We start from the raw sequence: 12,687 nt of genomic DNA on the forward strand, positions 1-12,687 counted from the left end.
TCCCTAGAGATTTTTAGTATCTTAATTAACAATGTCAATTGCATATTAATTAAGATACATAGTAAAAGTTGTGAATAAATTGTGGACTGGTTAAGAAATCTTGTATTGCAATCTTGTACCTAATATGATACGCAATTAACAATTTTGTGCGTATTTTTGGTGATATTAAAAATTATTTTTTATACATTGAGATGATGTCTCTTTTGTAACTTTGGTCAGATAATAAGTTCTTTATAACCCAATACGCTTGGGTTAAGGGCTACTTGTACAAAATCGTGGGTTTTGAGACGCGATAATCACCGTCTCTACAAGTGTTTTGGTCTTATCTGAACTGTATTCCTTTATAACCCTTCTCTTTAATTGCTTTTACAATAATGATTGAGTACAGGTTCATTAACTTTGGTTGTTTAATGAACCTGTAACAATCACGTTAGGCGAACAAATTAACCCAAATACTGGCAGAGAAAACAAAGTCATTTGCTGTGAGCTTAGTTGATGTAATTCCTGTCAATGAAACTAACTCAGTATTTCCGATTTTCACGATAGTATTATTACCCTGTTGTAATAGCGTCAGGGCATTAAACTGAGTAACACCAATACCACCCAGCCCGATTTTATCAATGCCAACTGTAAAATCAGTCACAATGTTCTTACTAGTTGGCAGACTGGCGTTAGCAATCCAGAATTGGTCAGCACCAGTACCACCACTGAGGCGATCGCCACCACCTTGACCAGCAAATAGGACATCATCGCGATCGCCACCAAACAGGGAATCATTCACATTGGAGAAGAGTTTGTCATCTCCAGAACCACCGTTGAGACGGTTATTGCTACCGTTACTCGTGAGGATGTCGTTACCTGAGCCACCGAATAATGATTGACGAGAACCTTCAATTACTGTGAGATTATCATCACCTGCCGCCCCAAACAAATTATTACTACCACTGGCTTCTACTACGGTAATAACATCATCACCATTCCCACCATCAGCATTAGTATTTTCAGCCGGGCCATTTTGACCAATTACAACTTGATCGTCACCGTCTCCCCCGGATACTAAAGAGTTGCTGCCTACAAGTACAGTGTCATCACCGTTCCCAGCCTCGATTGTGTTGCCTTCAGTACCCTCGACAAAATCTGCGCCGTCACCTGCAAAGAATGTTTTTCCTGGCTGAACTGTAACATTATCGCTGTTACTAGAACCAAAGCTATCGGGGAAAGTAGGCTGTACAGTTGTCAGGTTATTGGGTAGTTCAAGAATGCCGAGTTTTTCAGCAGCCGTATTACCTGTAATGTTGAAGTCGTTGTCGTTAATCAAGGCTAGGGTATTGGGTGCTACCAGTGCCAGACCTTCTAATTTTTCCACCCCGGTGTAACCCAACTGAGCAGCATTAGCAATTAAACTTTTGGTGACAGGGGTAATATTGGCAGTAGTTAACTCCGCAGAGGTAAGTTGTTCAATAGTTTTACCAACTGGCAAGGTAAAGTTAGCAGGGTTGTTGATGTTGGTCGCGCCAGCTAAATTAATTTGGTAAATTAGTTTATTGCCAGCAGATGTACCATTGTCATCTCGTTCAACTACTGCAAATTTGCCGTTACCCAAAGAAACTGCATCGCCAATCTTATCGGTTCCTGGTAGACCTTCTAGGCGATATAAATACTCTCCTGTTACCTGCTTGTTGACAATATCAAACTCTATAATTCGGAGATTGAGAGAAGCTTTGGAAGTCGCATCATTGGCGACATCTGGATTATCAATTGGACTCTGAATAAAGGCATATAATTTCTTACCTTCCAACGCTACAGCTTCAAATCCTCGGTTATTGCGACGTTGGGCATAAACTTCTGGCAATACCTCTGTGCCAAAAGTTCCCGAAGATTGATCTGGGTTGGGTGCAGTAGCAGTTCCTTTGGGAATAAAGCGATCGCTCAGTTTACCATTAACATCAAAGTGGTAAATTGCCGGACGGTATTCATCTACCATCCAATAGTCTCCATTTTCGGCAACTACAATACCCTCTAAATCAGCACCCAAAGGATCGTTAGCTAAAACATTGTTGTCTAAGTCAACGGCAATTTCATCCGTATAGGCGGTACCATTTGCCCCAGCTTGCAAGTTTGGTAATCCAGTTAATGGGGTCGTTCCATCTTGGCGAAATAGTTCTGTTCTGTTGGTAATGTTGATTTCATCTGTGGTGCGGTTGAGTTCAAAACTGACTATTTCTGGTTGGAAGTTAGGTAATAAAAATGGTCTTTTGACACCATCAGGTTCTCCATTGGGGCCACGATCTGTGTTGGTGACAAATTTCAGGTTGCCATTAGCTGCAAACCCTTGGAAATATAACCCAGAAAAACCACCCAAGAAAATATCTTGATTTTTAGAAGTTGTGCCTAACTTGGGTAGATTTTCAAATTCATAAATGGTTAGCTTGGGTTGGGCAACAGGATTGCGAGGATCGTAACTTGTGGTGTCAATATTTAGAGCATTGGGTAAAGTATTGGCTATATTCTCCCAAGGCACCAGCTTAAAGTTAGAGTTGACATTTTCGCCATCGATGGTCTTAGCAGGTTCGTTGGAGCCATCTTGAGTGACAAATAAACCAAATGGGAAGTTAGGCCCCAGTGGCACGTTAATCACATCAGCACCATCTGACTCTTGCACACTGTCAATTGACCCATTATTACCAATGGCAAAGTTACCCACGTATTCGTTATTACCTTCACGTGTGTAGGCAACAAAGGTGCTATCGCCTTGGCTGGATGCTAACAAGTAGCCTGTGCCGTTTTTGCCGTAATAAATAGTTAACCCTTCGGCATCATCGGTGAGGTGAGAACCACCCTCAAAACGAACGCGATCAATCAGCTTGCCTGTTGTGCCACCGTTCGGTTCTGCCTGGAATTTCCAGATGCCCACATCTTCTTGGGCTATGTAGAGAAAGCCTGTTTCTTGGTCAACCACCATACCCTCTGTTTGCGGAGAACGCTCTGCTGTGGTGGGCGAAGGGATGGTGAACTCCCGCACCAGTTCGGCTCCAATTTGGCCATTACCTTTATCAATCAATTTGAATTGAGCTATATCTCCAGTTTGGCGACGACTGGTAAAGACATAGTAATCATTAGTTACAGGGCTACGGTATAAGGTAACTCCGTAAGAACTGCGAGTTGATGCAGAATAAGGAGGTTCAAAAGGTGATGCTTGGAAGATAGTAGCAATATTGCTATCGGTGATATCTTCCAAGTATTGTCCGGGGGTGGTGGGGTTGGGGTTAATTTTGAAGATTGCTAGTTTATCATTTTGGCGATCGCTAGCGACAGCAATATCAACAGATTGATTGCCTAATTTGAAACCGTATTGCAGGTCAATGTTGTTGTAGCGAATACCACCGGGATTAACTGTTTGTAACAAATTACCAGACAGGTCATAAACTCGCAGTCCAGCATTTTTGACTGAGGTTAGGACTAGACTATCAGTAGCATTTGTGGCATTAACATAAATAGCAGGGTCATCAGCATCAGCATTTTGATCTACAGCAGGTAGTGTTGGATCTTCATCGTCAAATAAAGGAGGACGAGTTTCTAATGTGGGTGTAGCCGTCGGAACTAAGTCTGCACCCAAGGTAAGAATTTGGGTATATTGGGTGCTACCAAAGTTGTTGTCACTCACCAGCACAATGGACTGACGACCATCTGCTAGTTTGGGGCCGAAGGCAATACCCTCAATGTTATCCACTCCTGTAATCGGGTGGTTTGCATCAGTTGGCAGATTCAGGTCAGTTAAATTCAACAGTAAGCGCTTTTGAGCGGGTTTGATCGCTGCTAGTTGTTCAGCACTCAAATTATTTAGAGAATCGTAGAAACTAATGTCAGTTGCACCTTGCAAAGAAACTTCGTAGATTTTGATGGTGTTGCCTACACCTTGAGCAAAGGAGCGTTCCAACGCTAGGAAAGTGCCACGATTATCTATTGCTAGTAAATCTGCCAAACCATTGTCAGCTGAACCTGTGGTAGGGTTGGGCGATTCGGGTATTGCATCAGTAATATAAAGGTATTCTTTTTCTGGTTGCCCAGTAACGAGATTGTATTGCAGAATCCGGGAAGGGGTGCCACTAGTGAGCGAAGCCTTTAATCCATCTTGGGACAGCGCGTTTTCAGTGGCGGTGAATAGGGTTTTCTGGTCAGGTGTGATGGTGAGGCTTTCAAAGGCTAAATTATTGTAAACACCTGATGTCTGCGTATCACCTGCATCAACAATGCCGTTGCTGTTGGTATCTTCTACTACTGGCAGGAACTTTCTGGGGACAAATAGTGAAGCTATTTCTTGCCCTGTGGTCAGCGAAAACTCTTTAATAAAGGGATTAGTCACGCGACCAGCAGTAGGATTGACTTCGCCTTCTGAAGAGATGAAAACCGTACCATTGTTAGTTAAAGCAATACCTTCTGGGTCGAGGCTATTGAGCGCAAAGAAGTTACCATTGCTATCTTTTAGTGTTGTGACATTCGTAAAAGCCACCCCAGTATCGTCAGCAGTGAAGGTATAGAAACGCGCAGGGGCAACTTGGGAGCGATCGTCTGAGATAGCATAATAGCGGTTGTTAATTGCATCGTAGGTAACACCAGAAAGTCCACCCACTGGAGTCTGTACCCCATTCACTGTTCCTGCGACACCAGAGGGAATAAAGCCTGTAGCGAAGGTCTTCTGTCCCAAAAATCCTACATTAGGAATGGTTTTACCTGCTTCAGTTGGCCCAGCTTGCACATCTGCGAAGACTAAGCGATGGTCAGAACTGGGGAAGGGAAAAGTACCTACTGGGGAAAATGTTGGATCGGTATTCAGTGGCCAAAATACTCCTGAATTGGCAATTGTCAGGTTAGCGGAGGGTAGCACATAGTCAGTCCGCAGGTTTCCGGGAGTCGTATCAGCAAAGTCTGCGGTGTCAAAGCTAGGATTACCCTTTTGACTAGCGTTTGCACCAGCCTGTAAGTCTGCTTGTTGGTGCGCACCCAGACTGGTAGAAATAACATTAGTATTGATATTGGGATTTTGCAACAGTTGGCGAATAGCGTTGTCAAAACTATCACCATCCAAAGGATCTGCATTTTGGTCGCCCACAATCACAAAGCTTGACCCAGCATCAATACCGCCGATTTTACCCTCGTCATCGTAAATGTAATTACCATTACCAGGAGTAATATAGTTTGCCCAAAAGCGGATCTCGTCGTGGTTGCGCTTACCGTTGCGGTCTTCCACACCATCAAAGGTTGGGGGTGTGGGGTGGCTGGCGAGGATGTGAATTGTCTCACCGTTTACTTGGATGGGTACATCCCAGTGACTTTTAGAAGAAAGGCGTAGAACTGCCAATTCCTCCTGAGAATACCAATCATTTGGCTGTGGTGTTGTCGGATCGTCAGGAAGCAAAGCATTAGGCATATCCTTCCACAGAAAATTTTGAAAGGTGCGGATGTTGGCGGTGTCGATGGGATATTTGGACAACAGCAACATTCCGTATTGACCAGGGAAATTCCCGAATCCGAAAGCATCATCGCCATATCCTGATTCGCTTGGGGTTGTAACTGCTGTGCCATTGTTGTTCAAGTCAAACCCAGAGGCAATACCCGTATTGGAAGGAGCGATGTAGAAGTAGGGGTAGTCAACGGGTGTTGTACCATTCTGGCTAACGGCTAGGTAATTTTGCCGGAATAATTGAACTGCCTCCGGGGAGTAGTCAAACTCGCTAATTAGCAACACATCTGGGTTATTATGCTGGATGATTTCTGCAACTGCCTTTGCTTGAGCGTTGTCAGGGGTAGACAAATCGCTGACTAACTGACCTTTGGCATTACGATTCAAAGAAGCGTTGAATTGAGAAAAGCGAATTGTATTAGTAGTTACCATGTTTAATTCTGAGATAGATTCTGAGACTGCTTTGAAAATTGGAAATAGGGAACCGCAGAGGCGCAGAGTACACAGAGAAATCGGGGGTTGCATATTTGTGGGATGGGCAACATGAGCGTCCCTTGTATTTCCGGGCGGGCAGGATGCCCACCCCACAAGAATCATCCCTTAATTCAGCAACGCCAGAAATCGGAGTTCGATTAAATCTGCGTTAAATAAAGACGAAACGAGTATCTGTTGCCAAATTTGTATTGCGGTTTAACCCGTTTTCCACAACAGCAATTAATTCCGTTCCCTTGTTGGTGAAAATGCCTACAGCCGATCTAACTGACCCTAGCGAGTAATTGTTAGCAACTCCCTGAAGCTGAATTAGATCGTTTGCTTGAAAGTTGAGAATATCGGCATAATCATTGTTGCGAGAACTGGTATAAAAAGCTGAATTGGTATCACCTAAAACGTAAGTATCTGTACCCTGTTCGCCGTTGAGGAGGTCTATTTCGTTTGTGCCACCGCCCCAACCCACTAAGCGGTCATTGCTATTGCCCCCAGAAAGTGCGTCACTGCCAAGTCCACCAAAGATTGTGTCGTTGCCATCGCCACCAAGGAGTACATCTATGCCTCCCTTGCCATCCAGGTAATCATTGCCTGTTCCACCGTCGATTAATTCACTGGTATTAGTGCCGATAACGCGATCGCTCCCTGCTAGAGCATTGACTATGTATTTGTTCAAACCAGTAAGTTCGCTGACAAAGATGATGTCGTTGCCAGATGTCGCCTTGTTATTGGCAACAGTCAGGTCAAAGGTATCGCTAACATTAGCGCCTTTAGCATCAGCAGCGGTAACTGTGACTGCGAAAATGCCGATTTGGGAGATAGTGCCGGATATCACACCTGTGTTGGCAACGATACTAGAACTAGTGGGTAAACCTGTAGCACTGTAAGTCAGGGTGTCACCTGGATCTACATCAGCAAATTTGTTACTGATATTGAAAGAAAAAGCTTTATTAGTAGAAATGATTTGGTCGTCAATTGGTTGTACTACCGTGGGAGCATTGTTTTTAGGGAGATTAAACCGAGCTACGCTAGGATCGTGATCGCTATCCTGGTCGGCAAATTCTGAGTTGATGTGAACTACATCATAACCATCCAGCTTATTGAGCAAGTTGTTACTAACTAAAACGTGGTCAAGGGTTTGGGCGTTACCTTCAAAGTTGTAGGTGTAACGCTCATTTTGCGGCAGAGTTTCAATTAAGGAAGTCAGTCCAGCGCTTTCTAGGGTGTTGACGGGGTTGGAAAATTCAAAGTCATTTAAGTCACCCGCCACTACGACATTGGCATTGGGGGCGATCGCTAAAATACTGCTGACAAAGTTTTTCACCAGGGTAGCTTGTTGCTGGCGCTGGGTTTCACTACTGAGGGTTGATGGTTGATTCGGCCCAAATAATGGTTGGTCGCCACCTTTAGAATTAAAGTGGTTGCCAATTACATAAACAGTTTCACCGTTGAAAGTAAATTCACCTACTAACGGCTTACGACTGCTAGTAAAGGCAGAGTTGGTGGGGTCGATTAAACCAGGACTATTAGAAACTGTAGGAACACCAGAGACATTGGTAACTGTGGTGCTGGTGGTGGAAGTACCGCCAGGGCGATCTACAAAGTTGACACGATTAGGATTAAATAAGAAACCCACCCGGATATTTCCACCAGGTTCACCGCCGTTCGTATCGTCTACCGGGTTAATTTGGCGATATTGATACGTGGGGCCACCAGCAGCAGTAATTGTATCAATTAACTTTTGGAAGGTAATGCTGGCATCAACGACGCTATCATTTGTTGCACCGTTATTGTCCTGAATTTCTTCGAGACTAATGATATCTGGTGATTTGAGATTATTAACAATGCGATTAGCCAAGTTGTTAAACTTGGTTGGATCGTCACTTGGATCGAGATTTTCGACGTTGTAGGTAGCGATCGCCAGTTTGTCAGTGGTAGAAGTTAGATTAGTGACTTCTTTTTGAATGTTACTGTTCTGTACTACTGTAGGAGCAGCCGATACTAAAACTTCATAGTTGTTAAAGCTGTAGTCAACGACACCAACAATATTACTAAGTTGCGTACCAACATTAACTTCAGGTAACACTAAAGAATTGTTCAGATCGTCGATCTGAATCCGTTCCGGATTGAAGTCTGAAGTACTAATCAGGCTCCCACCGCGAACCGTTCTACCCGTGGCATTTGCGCCATTGTCTGCTAATATCCAAATTTCTTCTGATGTGCCAAAGTTTGCAGTGGGTGAAGTAGTAATTGGGTTATTCACCTGTACCAGCATCCCTTCTAAGCTTTCATAGAAGTCGATGCCATCCTGGGCAGGATCGAAGGTGGTTGTTCCAGTTTCAATATTAGCGATCGTGTCGTTATCGATTACTGTTGTCGGGATTGTTCTGCCACCATTACCAAGGATTGTAGTAGTGGGTAGGGCATTGCCACTAGAAACGGTGACAGTTGTGGGAGTGGTGATTTGTGTTTTGGTTAAATTATTAGCATCGTTGCCGGGACGAAACTCTGTAACTGTTCCACTGACTAATATGGAATCGCCGACGGATACAGTTGGTGCTGATGAGGTGAAGACGAAAATACCTTCAGAAGTGCGAGTGTCGTTGTCTGGAGTGGGGTCTTGCAAGTAAAAACCGTTACTTGCTTTCACTGTGACAATTCCCGCTACATTGCTGACAGTCTGATTTCTAAAGGATGAGATATGTCCCGTTCCCTGAATGTCGCTAATCCGAACAGATGGAGTTACTTCAAATACCGCAACCGTCTTGCTGACTTCGGCTGTAGTAACTAACAAAGGCTTACCTGTGGGACTGTCAGCCGCCGAGACAAAGGTTAGCCCTTCGATCGCAGTATCTTCGGGAGTGTTAATATATTGAACGAAGCTTGGCTTGTTGGGATTTGTCACTTCGTAAACGATGACATCGCCAGTGCGTTCTAAACCAATAAAAGCATAGGTACGGTTGTTGATAACTCCGATCGCTACGCCTTCAGGTTCTGGTCCTTTGTTATCGCTGCGGGTGTCAAAGGTATCAGCCGCACCATCTGAGTTAAACAGAGTTGGTACTTTGGTTGCGGTGATTTGTTCAAATTGGTCGCCACTGTCGAATATCTGATTGCCGCTGGCATTCCAAATCGAAAAGGAACGTCCCCCAAATGCTTCGATGCGATCGAAATCTCCGTCTCCGTCCGTGTCTCCTGTGGCATTTGTAACGGTTAACCGTCCCAGGTTAGTATTTTGCTTTAGGGTAGCCGCATTGGGGAAAACTGTTGGATCTAAAACATATCCGGCTGCGCCAACGCGAATTTCCTCGCTAAAACCAGTGTAGTCGCGGGAATCTCCTTCGTTGGCAGTGATGTAGTAAGTCTGTCCGTTGGCGGTGAAGCTAGCGATCGCATCGGGTTGATATAACCCAAATACTGGCCAATTCTGAATATTAATTTTACCATCGCGATCGCTAGCATCTAATCCGTTACCTGGAAGATTATAATTCTTCGCACCCAGAGGCAAAATATCGGTGATGGTGGCGCTGGCAATATCCAGAATAGCGATCGCATTATTTTCTTGCAAGGTAATCCGTGCAGTTTTGCCGTCTGGAGATACAGCAATATACTCTGGTTCTAAGTCTTGTGCCACCGTCGAGCCGGGGCCAGTAATCCGTACACCTGCGGCTTTGAGTGTGGCGATCTGGCTATTGAAGCTTGTAAACGAGGCTTGGGCAACGGTTGCATTCGCCACGCCACCAGCAATGTTAATAATACTGACTGAACCTTCAGGATCTACCGAATTTGGTTGCCCGTAGCTGTTGGGTTCTCCCTCATTTGCTACTAATACCTTCGTGCCATCAGGCGTAAAGGTGAGCATATCGGGTAATGCACCCACCGCCACTGAGTTCAAAAAGTTGCCATTAGCGGCATTGTAAAAACTCACTTGTCCTGTCTGCTGGGCGTTTGTGCTGGTGTTTTGAATGGCGTAGGCGACTGCGACAATACCATTTTTCACCGCAACGCTGTTGGGAATAGCTTGTGTCCCTGCGGGAGGCGTAAATCCTGTCACCAAGGAACCAGCTAAGGTTAACGTCCCTGTATTGCTGACATTATAAATTTCAACTATGCTGCCAGCAACCACAAATAAGCGATCGCTTCCTGAATCAAAGGCGGATATTTCGGCTCCATTCGCACTGGTGAAGCTGCCAATTTTCTGCAAAATACTGGAGTTATTATTGGTCGCAATATCGCCTTGTGTCAAAGCCATTAATAACGTCTCCTTCAATTTATTTTGTATTGTTTGAAAATCGCCTGAAAAGCTGATGTTCAGTAATAATTTGCAAACATAATCTAGTCACATTGACAATCGCAATATCACTATCAAGAAAAACTATTTTGTAGTCAAAAAATCTACGGACTTTACTGGTATTAATCCATATTTAACAACCTCAAGTTATCTCAGCAACGTTAAGAAGCTGCTAGCAAAAGGTTAAAAGAATAAATAATATACAGCTGGATTTAGATCCTCGACATCTCGAAGAAGTCCAGGAGGCAGCAATTTGACGCCCATAAAAAAAGGCGGACATCTTGTCCGCCCCACAATAAGTAGTTGGATATTTTTTATTTGAAAGTCATTTTGTATTAAAAACCACTCTTGCTTACCGGAATTTACCAGGGCTGAGACGAACACCGTTAGGTTGAGACTGACGACGAATTGCTACTCCACTCCGCAAATTGTTTCCAGTACCACCATCTTGACGATCGAGGAAAGGTTTCAGATTAATCCCACTTCTAGATGAACTAACCCGATTATTGCCATTGCCGAGAAGTGTACGTCCTAAATTATATAATTCGTTGCCTCCACTACTGCGATCGCCATAAGTGTTAACGGCTATAGTCTGTTGTCCACTATCAGCAGTAGTCAAGTTCTGAAAAATGCTATTGCGAATAACAACAGGATCTTTTCCACGGGGCACTGTCAGCACAATTCTACAGGTTGGATTAGCTTCAGTTGTGACGCAGACAATATTTTCGTTATTTTCTACGGCTGTCTGGAGTTCTTGTAAACCATCTGGGCGATAAAGTTCTAAACGACTGGCAATTGCTGCACAACGCCTTTGTGCGTCCCAACCACCACCTAAAGCCGCAGGTGCTGCCCAAGGAAAGAATTGTCCTGGTTGACTTTGTGGCTGATACATAACGGTGGACTGACCATTATAAGTTTGACAGGTAAACCGAGTTGTACCATCAGCCGAGGGTGAAGGTGGTACACCTGTCGATGTGTCTATTGGGACTGGTGCTGATGTCCCACCTGATGGTACTGTTGGTACTACTACACCATCGCCAGTAGAATCATATTGCGCCATTGCTGCCGAATTGCCCAGACACAAAGATAAGCCAAGACTGCCCAAAGATATCAACCGCAGCATTTGTGATGACATAAATCATCCTCCAGGAGAAATTAAGTAGGGAATTGATAGTTTAAATGACGAATAATTCTGGCTTTTGATTCAGCAAAAACCTATTTTTTTCCTCTCGTGCTTTTTTCCCGGCGATTAGCTTTTTCAGCTGTACTTGAATTTCTTTATCATGCCCCACTCCTTGGTATACGTAACGGTTGTAGCACTTATTTGCTTCAACTGAGTCACTCAAATACTTGAAAATTTTATTTGTATATGCTAAGGCAAATTATTTGGATCGATACCTTGAGATTGTACATAGGCAATTAGCCGTTCTTTTTGCTGGCGTTCCTGTTCAATTTGTTCCACTGCCCAAAGTAACAAATTACCTGCCTCATCCCACCAGCGCAACCAGTAAGCAGTTCTGGCTTCTTTTGTTCCTTGCCAGGTTCCCAGAAATAAACCCATTGAATCAATCCAATGACGACCATTTTCATCAGGTTGCTTTAACTCGTAGCGTCTGTTTTCGAGTTGGTAAAATTCTAATAAACCACCATTTGGGTCAAAAATTATGTAAATTGGGACTTGAAGAATCTGCTCGTAAAAAAACCATTTTCCTGGTGGATAGGTTCGTTTAAAAGAGTATTCTCCACCCTCAGTGTCAGATAGAAATTCCATCACAATTGCTGGAATATCTCCATCTAAATTAGGTGTATAGCTTTTGCGTTCTCCTAAAACCTGATTTACCGATGGCACATAAACCCAGTCGGGTGCTTTAGCTATAAATTGCCCGTTTATCGTCGCACAAAGTCCAAAATTTGAGGCTATTAACATCTGCGGTTGGATGAAACCACTTATCTCAAGGCTTTCGCGCAAAGCACCAGCCAATAGTGGCTGACCTGTATTTTCCACTGGTTCATCCTCTAGGTGAAAATCTGCGGGCAATGCTTCCCAAGATATTACCAGTTCTGTTGAAGATTTACCTTCACCGATTTGGGTTGCCATAAACACCCCCTTTTATTGATTTGTCTTTATTTTATGGCTGACCCGTAGCTTGTTGTCAGGCGCAACGCTGTTATTTTAAAACGCAATACACGACTCGCACTTTGGGATGTATAAAAACAAAAAACCCCGGCTGAATTAGCCAAGGTAAAGTCGAGAAGTGAGATTAACGATGAGATACAGCGATACCGAAATCTAAAATCTTAGCTAACGCTAAAACCAACCAAAACTAAAGCGGTAACGATTACAGCATTTACGACTGTTATGAGGTACAGTAGCAGCAACTAGCAAACCAGTTTCTTAAATGTTGAGGATTTATTAAATTGAGTGCAACTGAGATTAGTTTATCAACCA

General features: G+C 43.8%; 5 protein-coding genes. All 5 read right to left on the bottom strand.

Annotated elements, in window-relative coordinates:
• Positions 1 to 430 precede the first annotated feature (430 nt).
• A complete protein-coding gene (locus V7K44_RS24720) occupies positions 431 to 5,893 on the bottom strand; it encodes a phytase (RefSeq protein WP_334935338.1) in 5,463 nt (1,820 codons plus the stop codon).
• Between the two features lie 211 nt (positions 5,894 to 6,104).
• A complete protein-coding gene (locus V7K44_RS24725; RefSeq protein WP_334935340.1) occupies positions 6,105 to 10,199 on the bottom strand; it encodes a choice-of-anchor I family protein in 4,095 nt (1,364 codons plus the stop codon).
• 391 nt (positions 10,200 to 10,590) lie between these two features.
• The gene (locus V7K44_RS24730; RefSeq protein WP_334935342.1) at positions 10,591 to 11,373 is read right to left on the bottom strand and encodes a COP23 domain-containing protein; all 783 of its coding nucleotides are present in this window, start codon (positions 11,371 to 11,373) and stop codon (positions 10,591 to 10,593) included.
• A 40-nt stretch (positions 11,374 to 11,413) separates the two neighbouring features.
• Positions 11,414 to 11,584: a hypothetical protein gene (locus tag V7K44_RS24735; RefSeq protein WP_334935344.1), complete on the bottom strand. Its 171-nt coding sequence runs from the start codon at positions 11,582 to 11,584 to the stop codon at positions 11,414 to 11,416.
• A 26-nt stretch (positions 11,585 to 11,610) separates the two neighbouring features.
• Complete coding sequence (locus tag V7K44_RS24740; protein ID WP_334935346.1) at positions 11,611 to 12,336, bottom strand: Uma2 family endonuclease; 726 nt, start codon at positions 12,334 to 12,336, stop codon at positions 11,611 to 11,613.
• Between the last annotated feature and the right edge of the window lie 351 nt (positions 12,337 to 12,687).

The sequence above is a fragment of the Nostoc sp. genome, from assembly GCF_036917235.1.
Classification (GTDB): domain Bacteria; phylum Cyanobacteriota; class Cyanobacteriia; order Cyanobacteriales; family Nostocaceae; genus Nostoc.

What these genes read in the sequence shown, in the direction of transcription:
- V7K44_RS24740 (WP_334935346.1), bottom strand. Translation starts at nt 12,336, where the DNA reads ATGGCAACCCAAATCGGTGAAGGTAAATCTTCAACAGAACTGGTAATA.
- V7K44_RS24725 (WP_334935340.1), bottom strand. Translation starts at nt 10,199, where the DNA reads ATGGCTTTGACACAAGGCGATATTGCGACCAATAATAACTCCAGTATT.
- V7K44_RS24730 (WP_334935342.1), bottom strand. Translation starts at nt 11,373, where the DNA reads ATGTCATCACAAATGCTGCGGTTGATATCTTTGGGCAGTCTTGGCTTA.
- V7K44_RS24720 (WP_334935338.1), bottom strand. Translation starts at nt 5,893, where the DNA reads ATGGTAACTACTAATACAATTCGCTTTTCTCAATTCAACGCTTCTTTG.